At 36.6% G+C, this 17,454-nt stretch carries 14 protein-coding genes; 12 read left to right on the top strand and 2 right to left on the bottom strand.

Annotation, left to right across the window (positions count from 1 at the left end):
• Window positions 1-52 precede the first annotated feature (52 nt).
• Window positions 53-1,360 (top strand): DRTGG domain-containing protein, encoded by a 1,308-nt coding sequence (locus UtA1_RS13210; RefSeq protein ID WP_096551519.1) that lies wholly within the window; start codon window positions 53-55, stop codon window positions 1,358-1,360.
• A gap of 51 nt (window positions 1,361-1,411) precedes the next feature.
• Here UtA1_RS13210 and UtA1_RS13205 read toward each other — a convergent pair whose 3' ends face one another.
• Entirely contained in the window at window positions 1,412-1,720 is a 309-nt protein-coding gene (locus UtA1_RS13205) for a YtpI family protein (protein WP_096551517.1), read from the bottom strand.
• Between the two features lie 99 nt (window positions 1,721-1,819).
• On the opposite strand from UtA1_RS13205, the gene UtA1_RS13200 reads away from it, so the two are divergent.
• From UtA1_RS13200 to UtA1_RS13165, 8 genes are all read left to right on the top strand, one after another.
• A complete protein-coding gene (locus UtA1_RS13200; protein WP_096551515.1) occupies window positions 1,820-2,764 on the top strand; it encodes a DHH family phosphoesterase in 945 nt (314 codons plus the stop codon).
• 18 nt (window positions 2,765-2,782) lie between these two features.
• A complete protein-coding gene (gene dnaE / locus UtA1_RS13195; RefSeq protein WP_096551513.1) occupies window positions 2,783-5,857 on the top strand; it encodes a DNA polymerase III subunit alpha in 3,075 nt (1,024 codons plus the stop codon).
• Between the two features lie 195 nt (window positions 5,858-6,052).
• Window positions 6,053-6,700: a FadR/GntR family transcriptional regulator gene (locus UtA1_RS13190; protein ID WP_096551510.1), complete on the top strand. Its 648-nt coding sequence runs from the start codon at window positions 6,053-6,055 to the stop codon at window positions 6,698-6,700.
• A 20-nt stretch (window positions 6,701-6,720) separates the two neighbouring features.
• Window positions 6,721-7,593 (top strand): acetyl-CoA carboxylase, carboxyltransferase subunit beta, encoded by an 873-nt coding sequence (gene accD / locus UtA1_RS13185; RefSeq protein ID WP_016837124.1) that lies wholly within the window; start codon window positions 6,721-6,723, stop codon window positions 7,591-7,593.
• Entirely contained in the window at window positions 7,586-8,551 is a 966-nt protein-coding gene (accA, locus tag UtA1_RS13180; protein WP_096551508.1) for an acetyl-CoA carboxylase carboxyl transferase subunit alpha, read from the top strand. Before accD ends, accA begins: the two co-directional genes overlap by 8 nt.
• A 182-nt stretch (window positions 8,552-8,733) precedes the next feature.
• The gene (pfkA, locus tag UtA1_RS13175; protein WP_096551507.1) at window positions 8,734-9,693 is read left to right on the top strand and encodes a 6-phosphofructokinase; all 960 of its coding nucleotides are present in this window, start codon (window positions 8,734-8,736) and stop codon (window positions 9,691-9,693) included.
• Window positions 9,694-9,716: 23 nt separating this feature from the next.
• Complete coding sequence (gene pyk / locus UtA1_RS13170) at window positions 9,717-11,477, top strand: pyruvate kinase (RefSeq protein ID WP_016837127.1); 1,761 nt, start codon at window positions 9,717-9,719, stop codon at window positions 11,475-11,477.
• A 144-nt stretch (window positions 11,478-11,621) separates the two neighbouring features.
• Window positions 11,622-12,011 carry an FxsA family protein gene (locus tag UtA1_RS13165; RefSeq protein ID WP_016837128.1) on the top strand — a complete coding sequence of 130 codons (390 nt, stop codon included), beginning with the start codon at window positions 11,622-11,624 and terminating at the stop codon, window positions 12,009-12,011.
• On the opposite strand, the gene UtA1_RS13160 is transcribed toward UtA1_RS13165, so the two are convergent.
• Window positions 11,998-12,975 carry an AI-2E family transporter gene (locus tag UtA1_RS13160; protein ID WP_232019848.1) on the bottom strand — a complete coding sequence of 326 codons (978 nt, stop codon included), beginning with the start codon at window positions 12,973-12,975 and terminating at the stop codon, window positions 11,998-12,000. The genes UtA1_RS13165 and UtA1_RS13160 overlap by 14 nt on opposite strands.
• Window positions 12,976-13,234: 259 nt before the next feature.
• On the opposite strand from UtA1_RS13160, the gene citZ reads away from it, so the two are divergent.
• From citZ to UtA1_RS18065, 3 genes are all read left to right on the top strand, one after another.
• Entirely contained in the window at window positions 13,235-14,350 is a 1,116-nt protein-coding gene (gene citZ, locus UtA1_RS13155; RefSeq protein ID WP_096551503.1) for a citrate synthase, read from the top strand.
• A gap of 107 nt (window positions 14,351-14,457) precedes the next feature.
• Window positions 14,458-15,723: an NADP-dependent isocitrate dehydrogenase gene (gene icd, locus UtA1_RS13150; RefSeq protein WP_096551501.1), complete on the top strand. Its 1,266-nt coding sequence runs from the start codon at window positions 14,458-14,460 to the stop codon at window positions 15,721-15,723.
• A 152-nt stretch (window positions 15,724-15,875) separates the two neighbouring features.
• A protein-coding gene (locus UtA1_RS18065; RefSeq protein WP_408647294.1) for an IS3 family transposase occupies window positions 15,876-17,443 on the top strand; the annotation gives its coding sequence in 2 pieces (ribosomal slippage) (window positions 15,876-16,512 and window positions 16,512-17,443; 1,569 coding nt in all).
• Window positions 17,444-17,454 lie beyond the last annotated feature (11 nt).

Below are 17,454 nucleotides of genomic sequence, written 5' to 3'. Positions count from 1 at the left end.
AAAATATGTTACACTATGGGAGGAGAAAGTACGATGAAAATAGGTGATATCGATGTCCACAAAACATGAAAAAATATTGCAATATATCGAGTCACTTCCTATTGGCGAAAAAATATCAGTCCGACAAATTGCAAAAGAAATGCAAGTAAGCGAAGGTACGGCATATCGAGCAATTAAAGAGGCAGAAAATCGAAGTTTGGTGAGTTCTATTGAACGCGTAGGAACGATTCGAATTGAAAAGAAAAAGAAGGAGAATATTGAACGTCTAACTTTCGCGGAAATCGTCAATATAGTAGATGGACAAGTGCTCGGTGGAAAAGCTGGGTTGCATAAAACGTTGAATAAATTTGTCATCGGTGCAATGCAATTAGAAGATATGATGCGCTATACCGACCCTGGAAGTCTTTTAATTGTTGGTAACCGTTTTAAAGCTCATCACAACGCTTTAAAAACTGGTGCAGCAGTATTAATTACAGGTGGATTTGATACGACAGAAGAAAATAAAAGACTCGCGGATGAACTGGAGTTGCCAATCATCTCATCTAGTTATGATACATTTACAGTAGCAACGATGATTAACCGTGCCATTTATGACCAACTCATTAAAAAAGATATTTTGCTAATAGAAGATATTTATGTACGTTTGGAAGATACAGCAAAATTAAATGTCGGACAATCGGTTGCTGATTTTCATGCATTAAATGCCCACACAACGCACGGAGCATTCCCGGTTGTTTCAAAAAATAATAAATTAGTGGGGATTGTCACTGCTAAAGACGTGATTGGGAAAGATGAAAATGAATTAATTGATAAGGTAATGACAAAACAACCGATTTCCGTGTCAATGAAAACAAGTGTTGCTTCAGCAGGCCACCGAATGGTTTGGGAAGGGATTGATTTACTTCCTGTCGTGGATGATGATGGATATTTACAAGGTGTAATCAGCCGTCAAGATGTATTAAAGGCATTGCAAACGTCCCAACATCAACCGCAACATGGTGAAACGATTGATGATATCGTAAAAAGTGAAATGAAAGTGCTTGGTGAGGAAGAAGTAGTAGTTGAATTTACAGTAACGCCTCAAATGACAAACCAGTATGGTGCGATATCTTATGGTGCCTTTACAACATTGTTGACGGAAGTTGGATTAATTGCACTAAAAAGACGAAAACGTGGAGATGCGGTAGTAGAAAACATTGCAACTTATTATATTAAACCAATTCAAATGGATAATGTGTTAAAAGTTGTTCCACATATATTAGATATGAGTAGAAAATTCGTAAAAATGGATTTTGATGTTTATCACGAAGAAGCGCTTGTTGGAAAAGCGATGGCTACTTTCCAGCTGTTAGATCGTTAGTAAATGAAAAAGGTTGTCCAAAAGAAATTGGACAACTTTTTCATAAATCGATTATTGCTTATTTAATTCATATTCTTGTTGAACAAATTTTCCTTCATGTTTTGCACGTTTATAACTGTGATAAGATTCCATTAGTCCGACAACAACGAAAACAACACCAACTATATTACCTAATAATGTATCTTGAATAATAAAGGTATTTAAACCAAAAAATACAACGAAAAGACCTAAAGCAACACCGGCTTTCGCTTTATACCATTTTTTTTGTATCGGCAATGAAGTGCGAAATTGTTTCGTTTTATAGTAAAAATAGGCGGCAAATGAAACGATGATGAAAGTTACAAATAACGCATTTAACATTTTCAGAACCTCCTAAACAAACTAAAATTATTGTAACGATTTTTTTATAAAAATGCTAATATATTAAAAAATTTTTCAATAACTTTGGAGGGTACCAATTTGAAGCGACGAATCATTGATACTATTGAACAATATGATACAGTTATTATTCATCGACATATCCGTCCGGATCCTGATGCATACGGTTCACAATTCGGTTTAAAAACATTAATTAAAGATAATTATCCCAATAAAAAAGTGTATGCAGTTGGTACGCATGATGAATTATTATCCTACTTGGCTCATCCTGATGAAGTTTCCGATGAAGAATATAAAGGGGCTCTTGTCATCGTAACGGATACTGCAAATACTGAGAGAATTGATGATGATCGATATTCTAATGGAAATTTTCTCGTAAAAATCGATCACCATCCTAACGATGATGCATACGGAGATTTAGTATGGGTTGATACGGAATCCAGTTCCTGTAGCGAATTAATCTACGAATTGTATGAAGAAGGTCGAGAATACAAAGGATGGAAAATGTCTGAAGAATGTGCGAAATTTCTTTTTGCAGGCATTGTGGGAGATACAGGGAGATTTTTATATCCTAGCACAACTACTAAAACCTTTGAAGTTGCAGGGCAATTAGTTAATTATCAGTTCAATCGCAACGAAATCTTTAATGGCATGTATGAAATGGATCCAAACCTATTAAAATTGCAAGGATATGTATATCAAAACTTTACTATGGACGAAAATGGCGCTGCATATATTAAACTACCAAAAGAACTACTTGAAGAATACAAAGTCACTACTTCCGAAACTTCTTCTTTAGTAGGGTCACTAAGTAATATTAAAGGTGTTCGGGCATGGGCGTTCTTTGTTGAAGAACCTCATGAGATTCGAGTGCGACTGCGTTCAAAAGGTCCAATTATCAATGAACTCGCCAAAAAATACCATGGAGGTGGACATCCTCTAGCTTCTGGCGCAACTGCTTATTCATGGGAAGAAGTAGACCAAGTAATTGCAGATTTAAAACAACTTTGTAAAGAATATCAATAAATACAGGAGGGATGCAGATTGTCCATTTATCCACAAGTACGAACAAGTGCAGATTTATTAAAGAGTACGATTCGTTTGGAAGAACTCATCCCTTTTTTAATTGAACAAAAGGCAGAAGCTTGTGCAATCGTCAATACAAAATTGTACGGGCTTTTGCCTTTTTACCATGGATTAAAAAATGCAGGTATTCATCCGGTTATAGGTCTTACTGCTCGAGTGCAGTTTGATCACATCGTTCTTCCCCTTCTAATATACGCACAAAACAACGATGGATATAAAAACCTACTGAAGATATCTAGCAGCATTGCCATTAGAGATGATGAGTTATTGCCAATTCAGTGGCTAAAAGGATACTCTAACGGTATTGCCGTCGTAATTCCAATTATAAGTGATGATGCCAAATGGGTAGAGCATCCCTCTTCCATCGAACTGTTGCAAAAGTTATTCAAAGGGCGAATATGGTTAGGTATTTCAAGGCTTGAAGGAGAAAAGTCTCCTTTTGAAAATGAAGTCATTCACCTGAGTGAAAAATTGCAAATTCCTATCATGGCGATTCATGAATGTCTATATTTAAATCGAGAAGATGCCTTTAGTTATAGAGTTGCAAGAAGTATTGAAACGGGCGTTAAATTAAGCGAACAAGTACAAATCAATGAAAATTACAAACGACATTATACTCCTACTAAACATGATTGGCTCCACTGGTTTAATGACCGTGAAGAGTGGCTGCAAGAGAGCAGAAATATGCTTTTGAGTTGCCAAGTAGACATCGCTCAAAAAGGCCATATACTGCCAAAATTTCCTTTACAACAAGGACAAAGTGCGGAACAAGTATTGAGAATGTTAGCGTTGAAGGGATTAAAAGAGCGGTTAAAAACGAATGCACCAAATGAAATCTATATCCATCGATTAAATCATGAGTTAGAAATTATTTGTTCCATGGGTTTTGCTGATTATTTCTTAATTGTTGCAGATTTTATGAATTTTGCTCGCGGGCAGCAAATTTTAACTGGACCAGGGAGAGGCTCCTCAGCTGGTTCACTTGTGGCTTATTGCTTATACATTACCCAAGTCGACCCGATTCGTTACGGATTATTATTTGAGCGATTTTTAAATCCTGAGCGAGTAACGATGCCTGATATCGATATTGACTTTGTCGATACGAGAAGACAGGAAGTAATTCAGTATGTGGCAAAAAAATATGGGGAGAAGCATGTAGCGCAAATTATCACCTTTGGCAGTCTATCGGCAAAGGCTGTCGCTAGGGATGTAGCGAGAATGTTCAACTTTGAATCTGACACCCTTGAAATGATTTCTCGTCTCATTCCAAATAAATTAGGGATTACATTAAAAGAAGCATACCATACAAGTGAACCTTTAAGAAGATGGATTGAAGAGGAGTCTATTCGAAAACGTTGGTTTGAAACGGCGTTAAAATTAGAGGGATTACCTAGAAATGCTTCCACTCACGCAGCCGGTGTCGTGTTAAGTCCAGTTCCTTTAGTTGAGGTCGTTCCGATTGAAAAGGGACATGATGGGATTTTTATTACACAATGGCCTATGCAAGAAGTGGAGCAAGTAGGTCTATTAAAAATGGACTTTTTAGGTTTACGAAACTTAACAATGATTGAGCAAATTCAAAAAATGATTTACTATGCTCGAAATGAGAAAATTGATTTAAATGAAATCCCATTGGATGATCATAAAACCTTTGAATTGTTGCAAAAAGGGGATACAGCAGGCATATTCCAGCTGGAGTCGGAGGGAATGAAGAATGCTTTGAGGGAAATTGTACCTACACAATTTTCCGATATTGTTGCAGTAAATGCTCTGTATAGACCTGGACCAATGCAGTTTATTCCGATTTATGCAGCTAGGAAAAAAGGGGGGCAGTCCGTTGAGATGCCACACCCTGATTTAGAGCCAATTTTAAAAGAAACGTATGGCATCATAGTATATCAAGAACAGATTATGCAAATTGCCAACATTCTAGCAGGATTCTCACTAGGACAGGCTGATTTATTGAGAAGAGCGGTAAGCAAGAAAAAACGTGAGGTATTGGAAGAGCAAAGAATAGCCTTTGTCAACGGCGCAATCCATAAAGGATATAGCAAAGAGGTGGCAGAATCGGTATATCAACAAATTGTGCGATTTGCAGATTACGGTTTCGCGAAAAGCCACGCGGTTGCATATAGCATGATTTCTTATCAGATGGCCTATTTGAAAGCAAATTATCCAGCGGAATTTTATGCTGTCATGATGACCTTTGCCACAGGAAATCAAGAAAAATTATTCTCGTTAATAATGGAAGCGAGAAGCAAAGGTATATCGATACTACGGCCTTCCCTTCATAAAAGCAATCGGGTATTTTCAGTTGAAAATGGAAATATTCGCTACAGCTTATCAGCAATCAAGGGCGTTTCTCAAACGTTTTTACAAAAATTAATTTCTGCTCGAAAAGAACAAGGTAAATTTCATGATATATTCGATTTGGCTGTTTCCTTAAGCGGTAACTATTTCGCCCGTAAATGGATAGAGCCATTGATTAAAGCAGGTGCGTTAGACGATTTTGGAAAGAATCGAGCGACGCTTCTTGCAACGATTGAAGCAGCAGAAAAACATGCAAAAATAGTTCGGCCGACAGAGGAAGAAGATTTATTTACTTCACAAACCTCGCTATTTGGAAAACCGAAATATATGGAAGCAGCGCCGATTCCAAATAAAATGAAACTGGAATTCGAGAAGGAAGTCATAGGATTTTATTTATCGGAACATCCGGTTACAAACATCCGCCACAAACTACATGTGAATACAAATAGTTTTCTGTTGAATGGCCTTCCGCAAAACGCCTTAGTAAAACTTGTAGGAATAGTAGAGTCTATTCGTCAAATTCGCACAAAAAAAGGTGAACTGATGGCGTTTGTTCAAATTCAAGATGAATATGGATCGGTTTCAGCAACTCTGTTTCCGAAACAATATAATGAATGCCTAGGATGGATAAAAGAAGAGGTGCTAATCTATTTAGAAGGTAATGTAGAATATCGCTACAACCAACCTCAAATAAAAGTGAAAATGATAAGAAATGTTCAATAGCGAGATATTTTTGTTTGAATTTACAAAAACTGTGCGATTTTGCACAGTTTTTTCTTTACAAAGCAGAAAACATTTTGTAAACTGTACAAAAGTGGTCTGACCACTTTATGTGAGGATTTAAATGATAATGTTGGGGATTACTGTATTTTAGTAAACGATCGGTATAAGGGGTTGTTAAAACGTTTTGAGGTGAACATGGACACGAAACAAGAAAATAAAAAAGTCTTTTTAGAAATTGTTAGTAAATTAAAAGACATTATTATCACTGAAAAACTTCAACCTGGTGATAAGCTCCCCTCGGAAAGAGTTTTATCTGAAAAGTTAGGCGTTGGTAGATCTTCGGTAAGAGAAGCGTTACGAAGTTTAGAATTGCTAGGAATTATTGAGACCCGCCATGGCGGTGGTACTTTTTTAGCTTCCTCTCAACAATATCGATTAGTTGAATTACTAGCTACTTTTATATTGCAAGAAAATCAATCAATACGCGATGTTCATAAAACACGGGAAATTCATGAAAGAGAAGCGATACGAATTATTTGCTCCGATAAACGATTAAGACAACTTCCTGTTTGGGAAAGTTTATTTTTAAAAATTGAATTGGAAACAGAAGTAATTCGAGATCATATTTTACGTGAACTTCTCATTGCATCAGAAAATCGTTTAGCTCTTAGAATATGGATTCAACTTGTGGCTTATAGTGCCAATGCGTTAAAAAAAATGACGACGGAAGAAGAAAAGCCAATATTACAAAGGCTATTAAAATCTTTGCAGCTTGGTTATGAAAAAGAAGCTATTGAGGCATATACTGAATGGTTAGATTTTTTAAAATCGCATGAAGAATAAATATAGTAGGGGGAAAAATCGTGGCAATAAAAAGTTTGCTAAATTTAAATCGGAAAAAAACAAAAGGGGTTATTGTAAATTCTAAAAATGAAAGCTCATTTCCAGCAGATTTAATGACGAAATGCCCATCATGTCGAAAAATCTTTTTAACAAAAGAAATTGAAACGAATTTAAAAGTTTGTCCAAATTGCGACCATCATTTTAAAATGACTGCTTGGGAACGGATCGACTCCTTTTTAGATGTTGAATCATTTACGCCGTTTGATGAACACTTACGCACGACAAACCCTCTTAACTTCCCATCATATATAGAAAAAGTAGAAGCGGATATGAAGAAAACAGGATTATCCGAAGCGGTTTTAACAGGAAGCGGGACGTTAAAAGGGGAAGAGGTCGTTGTTGCTGTGATGGACTCTCATTTCCGCATGGGATCAATGGGATCTGTTGTTGGCGAAAAAATTACCCGTGCAATCGAAAAAGCTACGGAAATGCAAGTGCCATTCATTATCTTTACTGCGAGCGGCGGTGCACGAATGCAAGAGGGAGTTATTTCCTTAATGCAAATGGCCAAAACGAGCGTTGCTTTAAAACGTCACAGTGACGAAGGTTTGCTTTTCTTATCCATCATGACTGATCCAACTACTGGTGGAGTATCGGCAAGCTTCGCCTCACTAGGAGATCTCAATATTGCTGAGCCAAAAGCGCTTATTGGGTTTGCTGGGAGAAGGGTAATCGAGCAAACGGTGCGTGAGAAGTTGCCTGATGACTTCCAAACAGCAGAGTTCTTACTTGCACATGGTCAATTAGATGCTATTTTCCATCGAAAAGAGATGCGTGATAAGGTGGCAACAATCGTGAAATTGCACCGCAAAGGAGGAGTAACTCATGTCTAAACCGATGTCATTTGAAGAACCTATTATTAAACTGAAAGAAAAAATTGATGAGTTAAGGGAACTGGCAAAGAATGCGGATGTAGATATGTCCGATGAAATTAAAACATTGGAAGAACGATTGCGCCAATTGGAAATTAAAATTTATTCGAACATGGAACCGTGGAATCGTGTACAAGTAGCGCGAAACCCTGAACGTCCAACAACTCTCGATTATATAAAAGAAATTTTTACAGATTTTATTGAACTCCATGGTGATCGCTATTATGCTGATGATGAAGCGATTGTTGGAGGAATTGCCTTTTTTGATGGACAGCCGATTACTGTAATCGGTCATCAACGTGGTAAAGCAACAAAGGAAAATATTCGACGAAATTTCGGGATGCCCCATCCGGAAGGTTATCGAAAAGCGTTGCGTTTAATGAAGCAGGCGGAGAAATTCAGACGCCCTATTATTTGTTTTATTGATACAAAGGGCGCTTATCCAGGAAAAGCGGCAGAAGAGCGCGGACAAAGTGAGGCAATCGCCAAAAATCTGTTTGAAATGGCTGGTTTAAAAGTGCCTGTCATTAGTGTAGTAATTGGAGAAGGTGGTAGCGGCGGTGCATTGGCATTAGGAGTAACGAACCGCATCTATATGTTGGAAAATTCCACATACTCCGTTATTTCTCCAGAAGGTGCTGCTTCAATTTTATGGAAGGATGCTAGCCTTGCAAAACAAGCAGCAGAGGCAATGAAAATTACAGCTCAAGATTTAAAAGAAATGGGAATTATTGATGATATCATTCCTGAAGTTCCAGGAGGAGCACATCGTGACCCAGTATCACAAGCGAAAATCTTAAAGGAATATTTGAAAAAAGGGCTTGATCAATTAACTGCATTGTCGGAAGAGGAAATTATTCAAGACCGCTACGATAAATTCCGTAAAATGGGAGATTTTATTGAAGAAATTGTTCAATAAAATTACTAGACTTTCCACCCTTCTAATGACAAAATCCAATAGTGAGGATTTTGTCATTTTCCATTTTACATGAACAGTTTTATTATCGATGATAAATAATGGAATACATGAAAGTTTCTAGTTTCAATAGAAATTTTTTATGTTATTGTTAACATTATGAGCATTTGAATGGAGGGAGTAGGGTGAAAAGAATAGGTGTTTTAACGAGCGGCGGTGACTCACCTGGCATGAATGCAGCAATTCGTGCAGTTGTTCGAAAAGCCAATTATCATGGGGTTGAAGTCTTTGGAATATACCATGGATACGAAGGCTTTATAAAAGGTAAAATAGAGTTATTAGATTTAGGATCTGTAGGTGGGATTATTCAACGAGGAGGAACGAAGCTGTTTTCATCCCGTTGCCCAGAATTTAAAGAAAAGAAATATCAACTACAAGGTATTGAAAAAATGAAAGAAGCTGGAATTGAAGGCTTAGTAGTAATTGGAGGCGACGGTTCTTTCCGTGGAGCTTATGAGCTAACGAAATTAGGATTAGCATGTATTGGTGTTCCTGCAACGATTGATAATGATATTGCTGGTACAGAATTTACGATTGGTTTTGATACGGCACTCAATACAGTTGTCAGTGCAATTGATAAAATTCGTGATACTGCAACAAGTCATGAAAATACCTTTATTATAGAAGTGATGGGTAGAGATGCAGGTGACATTGCTTTATGGTCGGGACTTGCAGCCGGTGCAGAATCTGTTATTATACCAGAGGAGCCGTATGATTTAGATGATATTATTACGCGTATGAAGCGTGGAGAAGCGCGAAATAAAAAACATAGCATCATTATCGTTGCAGAAGGAGTTATGCCAGCCTCAAAACTTGCAAACATGCTAAAAGAAAAAGCTGGAATCGAAACGAGGATTACCGTGTTAGGGCATATTCAACGGGGAGGATCACCGTCAGCATTTGACCGGGTATTGGCTAGTCGTCTAGGTGCTCGAGCAGTCGAATTATTGTTGGAAGGGAAAACTAGTCGTGCAGTTGGTATAAAAAATCATCAAGTTTACGATTATGATTTACGGGAGATTTTTACAGCAAAACATAAAGCAGATACTAGTCTATATACTTTATCAAAAGAACTTTCAATTTAATCTAGAAAATGGAGAGAATGTATATGAGAAAAACAAAAATTGTATGTACTATAGGACCCGCAAGCGAATCTCCAGAAGTTCTTGAAGAACTTATTAAAGCCGGAATGAATGTTGCGAGACTTAACTTTTCGCATGGTACACATGAAGAACATGCTATGCGTATCGCAACAATCCGAGATGTAGCTAATCGATTAAATAAAATTGTCGGAATTTTGCTTGATACAAAAGGTCCAGAAATTCGAACACATTCAATGAAAAACGGGGAAGTTCACTTAAAAACAGGACAAGTCATCGATATTTCAATGACAGAAGTTCTTGGAGACGAAACATGTTTTTCCGTTACGTATGACAAATTAATTTATGATGTAAATCAAAACGATACAATATTGTTGGATGACGGATTAATTGCATTGCGCGTATTAGCGAAAGATTACGATAAAGGATTAATTCATACGATTGTTGAAAATGCCGGAGTGCTGAAAGATAAAAAAGGTGTGAACGTCCCTGGAGTTTCAATAAAACTACCTGGCATTACAGAGAAAGATGCGAAAGATATATTATTTGGAATTGAACAAGGAGTCGATTTTATCGCTGCTTCCTTCGTGCGAACAGCAAAAGATGTGCTGGAAATACGCGAATTGCTTGAACAAAATGGTGGCGGACACATTCAAATCATTCCTAAAATTGAAAACCGAGAAGGCGTAGATAACATTGATGAAATTATTGAAGTTTCTGATGGATTAATGGTTGCTCGCGGAGATTTAGGAGTGGAAATTCCTGCTGAAGAAGTGCCGCTCGTTCAAAAAGCATTAATTAAAAAGTGCAATCAAGTAGGAAAACCTGTCATCACGGCTACACAAATGTTAGACTCTATGCAGCGAAATCCGCGTCCGACTCGTGCGGAAGCAAGCGACGTGGCAAATGCAATCATTGATGGAACAGATGCCATTATGCTTTCAGGAGAAACAGCTGCTGGTCAGTATCCAGTTGAATCTGTGAAAACGATGAACAGAATTGCAGTATTTACAGAAAACTCGCTGGATTATCGTTCGATAGTACAAACAAGAAGTCGTGAAAAAGAGACAACGATGACCGAAGCCATTTCCCAAGCAGTTTCATACACTTCAATTAACTTAGGTGTTAAAGCGGTGCTTGCACCAACTGCGAGCGGAGTTACAGCAAAATTGATTGCTAAATACCGTCCAGGTGTGCCGATTATCGCCATTACAGATTCTCCTTCAACTGCTCAAAAATTGACGCTTGTGTGGGGCGTTAATCCGATTGTCACACATAAAGTAACGACAACGGATGAAATTTTAGAATTAGCTGTGGATGAAGCGTTGAAATATGGTTATGTAAATCACGGTGATATTGTTGTGATTACTGCGGGAGTGCCGGTAGGAGAATCAGGAACAACGAACTTAATGAAAGTCCATGTGATAGGTGATTTATTAGCTCGTGGACAAGGAATTGGTAAACAATCTGTCGTTGGAAAAGCGATCGTTGTGAAAAATGCTGAAGAAGCACAAGCTTATGATACGGAAGGTTGTATCCTTGTAACGGTTGGAACCGATCGGGAAATGATGTCGGTAATTGAAAAATGTGCGGGCATTATTACTGAAGAAGGTGGCTTAACAAGCCATGCCGCTGTCGTTGGTCTAAGCTTAGGCATCCCTGTCATTGTTGGTGTGAAAGAAGCAACATCAATCATTCGACATGGACAAGAGATTACAATGGATGCTGAAACTGGTGTTATCTATAAAGGTCACGCAAGCGTATTGTAAGCATTAGCATAATTGGGCTGTCTAAAAAGTAGAAAACTTTTTAACAGCCCAATTTATTGTTACGATATTATTGTAATTGAAACTTTTAGCCTAGCAATTTCGTATATATGGTAGTCAAAAAATTACTCTAATGGAGGGTATTATTTGAAAAAGTTATTTTCCATATGTATTGCGTTTGTTCTTATAGAGATTGCAATTTTCATTGTCGTCGGTAATTGGTTAGGCATCTTAAGTACATTGTTATTAATTGTATTAGCAAGTTTATTTGGAGCGATGTTAACAAAAAAGCAAGGATTGGAATCCGTACAAAATATTCAGAATAGCATTCGACGGGGAGAACCCCCAGGACAAGCGGTGATCGATGCATTTCTCGTATTTTTAGGAGGAGTATTATTTTTATTACCAGGATTTCTCACGGATATAATTGCTTTTACTTTGGTTCTTCCATGGACAAGACGTCTCTATAAACCGATGATCTTAGAATGGATTCGTAAAAAAATGAAAAACAGTGAGATGATTATTATCCAGCGATAGATTTTTGTTTGACTTTCACAGCTATCAATAATATAAATGGACTCAGCAATATACCATAAACCCCAAACAACAATATAGAGGCAGCGCTGATTAAAAATGTGTGGACTGTTCGCAATTGGAAAGTGGATGCCCATAATAATGATTCAGTTAGCTGCCTTGTTATTTGTATAAATACATAAAGAAAAACCAATGCTAAACTTACGAACTTATCTCCAATTGCAAAAAAGTATATGGCGATAGGAATGAGAAATAACCCAATTCCGAAAAATGGCAATACATCTGCAAAAGAGATTAGAAAGGCTTTGTTTATTGGATTTTCAAATTTTAGTAATGCCAGTCCAATACTAAGAAGGAAAAAGGTAATAATGAACAACTGAAATTCTACATATAAGAAATAGCTAAATAAGTTCATCGCCTTGGAGAAATATTGTTTCCATTCTTTACGATATGGTTTAGGCACATAGATAAAAAACCAGTATCGATTTCTTCTTGATTCAAACAAGGCAAAGAAGAAAGCCACTAGAAAAATAAAGAGCTCAAAAATGTATTGAAAAAAGTCTTGCAAATAACTAGCCAAACTCATAATAGCAGTATCGATATACGATAAAGACTCATTAAATATGTTTTCTAATACCACTAAATATTCGGAATCAAATAATTGAAGATTATCTACTTGTATTTTTATTTCTGGATAAATGGCAATAATACTTTGAATGGTGATATAAAAGAAGGAATAAATTGATAGGAAGATTAATAAAGATATAATGATGGCACTTATGATATATGGTAGTTTCAGTCGCTGATGGCAAAAGTGAATAATTGGATATAACATATATGCAAAAAATATTGCTAATGAAATGGGTAATACGAGCCAAAGGAAAATAAAATATAAAATCAGCACGAGCAACTGAATTACATTTTTATTCGAATAGGTTGAAAATTTATTTAATTGCAAATTTATCACCCCTAGTCCAAGTAATTATAATCTCGTTAACGTGGAATTATTCTCGTTTAAGTGGTGATTTTATTAAAAATACGATTTTTTCTTTATTTTTGAAAAATTATTCACAAAGCCGTCAAAATTTATTATAATTAACCATGTAAGCGATTTAATAATAGGTTCATTATGAGCGAAACGATCGTAAGTGTCATAGAAGAAAAAGAAAGCACTTACAATAAGTACTTACATTTTTTTTAAATTTAAAGAGAGGGAGCGATTTTATATGACAGCAACACGCGGTTTAGAGGGTATTATTGCAGCTGAATCAAAAATCAGTTCAATAATCGACGATACACTTACATATGTAGGTTATAGTATCGATGATTTGGCTGAAAATGCTACTTTCGAAGAAGTAATCTATCTATTATGGCACCAACGTCTTCCAAATAAAGAAGAATTAGCAGAACTTAAAAAACAATTAGCTGAAAATGCTGAAATTCCTCAACAAATTATCGATGTATTTAAATCAATGCCTCTAGATAAAGTTCATCCAATGGCTGCATTACGTACAGCGGTTTCTTTATTAAGTGCGTATGATGAAGAAGCTGACGTAATGAGTGATGAAGCGAACTATCGCAAAGCAATTCGTCTTCAAGCAAAAATTTCGACAATTGTAACAGCATTTGCTCGTGTACGTAAAGGTTTAGAACCTGTTGCTCCAAAACCTGAATTAGGATATGCAGCAAACTTCTTATATATGTTACATGGTAAAGATCCTGAGCCAATTGAAGTAGAAGCATTTGATAAAGCATTAATTCTGCATGCGGACCACGAATTAAATGCTTCAACATTTACTGCGCGCGTATGTGTCGCTACACTTTCTGACGTTTACTCTGGTATTACAGCTGCAATTGGAGCATTAAAAGGGCCGCTTCACGGTGGAGCTAACGAACAAGTAATGAAAATGTTAACTGAAATTGGTTCAATTGAAAACGTAGAACCTTACATTATGAACAAATTAAATAACAAAGAAAAAATCATGGGATTTGGTCACCGCGTATATCGCAAAGGAGACCCACGTGCTAAACATTTACGTGTAATGAGTGAAAAATTAACAGCATTAAGAGGAAAAACAGAATTATACGAAATGTCTGTGAAAATTCATGACATCGTAGTTGGACAAAAAGGTCTTCCAGCAAATGTTGACTTCTTCTCTGCATCAGTGTATGACTCACTAGACATTGAGCATGACCTATTCACACCAATCTTTGCAGTATCTCGTACATCTGGATGGCTTGCTCACATTCTTGAACAATATGCAAATAACCGCTTAATTCGTCCTCGTGCTGAATATGTTGGACCACAACGTCAACAATACGTTCCAATCGATGAAAGATAATTTTTTATTCTAATCTAATAAGAAAATTTTTAGAAAATATGCTAAAATACACTAGGACTGTGTTAAACGACACAGTCCTAGACTCATGAATATAGGAGGCAACATACATGACTAACGGTAAAATTACAGTAGAAAACGGTAAATTAGTAGTACCTAACAACCCTGTTATTCCTTTCATTGAAGGAGATGGTACTGGACCAGATATTTGGGCAGCAGCTCAACGTGTATTTGATGCAGCTGTTGAAAAAGCATACAATGGCGAAAGAAAAATCCAATGGTTGGAAGTTCTTGCTGGTGAGAAAGCATTCAATCAAACTGGTGAGTGGTTACCACAAGAAACTTTAGATAAAATTAGCGAATACTTAATTGCAATCAAAGGTCCTCTTACAACTCCTGTAGGCGGAGGAATTCGTTCATTAAACGTAGCATTACGTCAACAACTTGACTTATATGTGTGCTTACGTCCTGTTCGTTACTTCGAAGGTGTTCCATCTCCTGTAAAACATCCTGAACATGTTGATATGGTAATCTTCCGTGAAAACACAGAAGATATTTATGCTGGTATTGAATACGAAGCTCAATCAGAGAATGCAAAAAAATTAATTAGCATCTTACAAGAAGAATTTGGCGTAAATAAAATCCGCTTCCCTGAAAGTTCTGCAATTGGTATTAAGCCAATCTCTATCGAAGGTACTGAGCGCCTAGTTCGTGCTGCTATTGAATACGCTATTCGCGAAGGACGCAAATCAGTAACTTTAGTTCATAAAGGTAACATCATGAAATTCACTGAAGGCGGCTTCAAAAAATGGGGTTATGAATTAGCTGAACGTGAATTCGGTGATAAAGTATTCACTTGGGATCAATACGATCGCATTAAAGCTGAAAAAGGCGTTGAGGCTGCAAACGAAGCTCAAGCTGAAGCAGAAGCAGCTGGTAAAATTATCGTAAAAGATACAATTGCTGACATCTTCTTACAACAAGTATTAACTCGTCCGAAAGAGTTTGATGTAGTAGCTACAATGAACTTAAATGGTGACTACATTTCTGACGCATTAGCTGCACAAGTTGGTGGTATCGGTATCGCTCCAGGTGCAAACATCAACTATGTAACTGGTCACGCAATCTTTGAAGCTACTCACGGAACTGCTCCAAAATACGCTGGATTAGACAAAGTGAACCCTTCATCTGTAATTCTTTCTGGTGTGTTAATGTTTGAACACCTTGGTTGGAAAGAAGCAGCAGATTTAATTATCAAATCAATTGAAAAAACAATTGCTTCAAAAGTTGTTACTTATGACTTTGCACGTCTAATGGATGGTGCGACAGAAGTTAAATGCTCTCAATTCGCAGATGAATTAATTATAAGTTTCTAGAAGGAATAATATATCTTTTGTAGAATTGTATATTTAGGCTTACCGAGTAATCGGATTGAATTGGGCCGTCTCAACTAACAGATGATATGCTCCCTATTAGGTAGACAGATGAAAAAATAAAAATTCATCTAACCTAATAGGGGGCTTTCATTATGACCTTTTACAAGTATCCTAAAGAGTTCATGTTAAAACTGATTCATTTATATTTAACGGGTGATTATTCATTTGAAAAGCTTGCTCGTCAATATAAAATTCACCAAAGTACTTTAAAAGAATGGGTTCGAAAGTATGAAGCCTTTGGTGAAGCGGTCTTTCACTCTAACTTTTCTCCACGATGCTATACAAGAGAACAGAAGATTCAAGCGGTGGAGGATTATTTATCTGGTGAATATTCTTTACTCGAATTAATGAAAAAACATCAAATTTCAGGTAGAACTATTTTAATGAAGTGGGTGAAAAAGTATACTAGTCATTGTGATATAAAAGATTCGGGTAAAGGATTGAGTAAAACAATGACAAAAGGTAGAAAAACAACCCTACTAGAACGAATGGAGATAGTCGATTTTTGCTTAAAGCACCATAAAAATTATCAATTAGCAGCCCAAACTTATCAAGTTTCTTATCAACAGGTATACCAATGGGTGAAAAAATTTGAGTTACATGGAGAAGAAGGGCTACAAGATCGCCGTGGACGCACAAAATCAGAATTAACGACGGAAGAAAAATTTAAATTAGAAATCAAACGAATTGAACGCGAGAATGAACGTTTACGTGCAGAAAATCTATTTTTAAAAAAGTTAGAGGAAATCGAAAGGAAGTGTTGTTAACCCAAGTACGATTACAAACTCGATATGAGGCCATTCAAGAATTACATGAAACCGAACACTTATCTATCATTTTACTTTGTCACATCGCAGGCGTTTCACGAGCAGCTTATTATAAATGGCTGAAACGCACTCCATCAGCGCGTGAACAATTGAATGAATCACTGTTAGAGGGCATTAAAACACTTCACGAACAAGTCAATGGAATCTATGGTTATCGTCGCATGACCATCACCATTAATCGATACAGAAAAATGGCGAATGAGCCCCTTGTCAATGAAAAACGCATTTATCGTTTGATGAAAATTGCGAAGATTCAAGCAGTGATTCGAAGAAAACGAAAACGATATAAGAAATCACCTGTTCAACACGTAGCTGAAAATCGATTAAATCGCGAGTTTACTGCAGAAAAGCCCAATATGAAATGGTGTACAGATGTAACGGAGCTGAAATATGGGAACGGAAAAAAAGCCTATTTAAGTGCCATTATTGATTTGTATGATGGTTCTATTGTGAGTTATGAATTGGGTCATTCCAATAATAATCAATTAGTTTTTAAAACCATACGAAAAGCAATCCAAACCCTGAAACCTGATGAACATCCACTCGTACATAGCGATCGAGGATTCCAATATACGTCCAAAAAATATAAGGAAATTATAGACGAGGCACAATTAACACAAAGTATGTCTCGGGTGGGTCAATGCATCGATAACGCTCCAATTGAATCCTTTTGGAGTAAATTCAAATGTGAAAAATATCATTTGAATACCTATGATTCATATCAAGCACTGAAACAATCGATTGATGAATATATTTATTTTTATAACAATTTCCGTTATCAGAAAAAATTAAACGGCTTAAGTCCCTTAGAATACAGGGCTCAAGCCGCTTAGTAACATTTTTA

The sequence above is a fragment of the Ureibacillus thermosphaericus genome (assembly GCF_002370195.2).
GTDB classification, from domain to species: domain Bacteria; phylum Bacillota; class Bacilli; order Bacillales_A; family Planococcaceae; genus Ureibacillus; species Ureibacillus thermosphaericus.
The sequence above is the reverse complement of the archived record's forward strand: the minus strand, read 5'-3'. Positions and strand labels throughout refer to the sequence as shown.

Bases quoted from the DNA above. Each gene is read 5' to 3' on its own strand.
- UtA1_RS13210 (WP_096551519.1), top strand. From the start codon at position 53: ATGTCCACAAAACATGAAAAAATATTGCAATATATCGAGTCACTTCCT.
- UtA1_RS13190 (WP_096551510.1), top strand. From the start codon at position 6,053: ATGGACACGAAACAAGAAAATAAAAAAGTCTTTTTAGAAATTGTTAGT.
- UtA1_RS13205 (WP_096551517.1), bottom strand. From the start codon at position 1,720: ATGTTAAATGCGTTATTTGTAACTTTCATCATCGTTTCATTTGCCGCC.
- icd (WP_096551501.1), top strand. From the start codon at position 14,458: ATGACTAACGGTAAAATTACAGTAGAAAACGGTAAATTAGTAGTACCT.
- pyk (WP_016837127.1), top strand. From the start codon at position 9,717: ATGAGAAAAACAAAAATTGTATGTACTATAGGACCCGCAAGCGAATCT.
- citZ (WP_096551503.1), top strand. From the start codon at position 13,235: ATGACAGCAACACGCGGTTTAGAGGGTATTATTGCAGCTGAATCAAAA.
- accA (WP_096551508.1), top strand. From the start codon at position 7,586: ATGTCTAAACCGATGTCATTTGAAGAACCTATTATTAAACTGAAAGAA.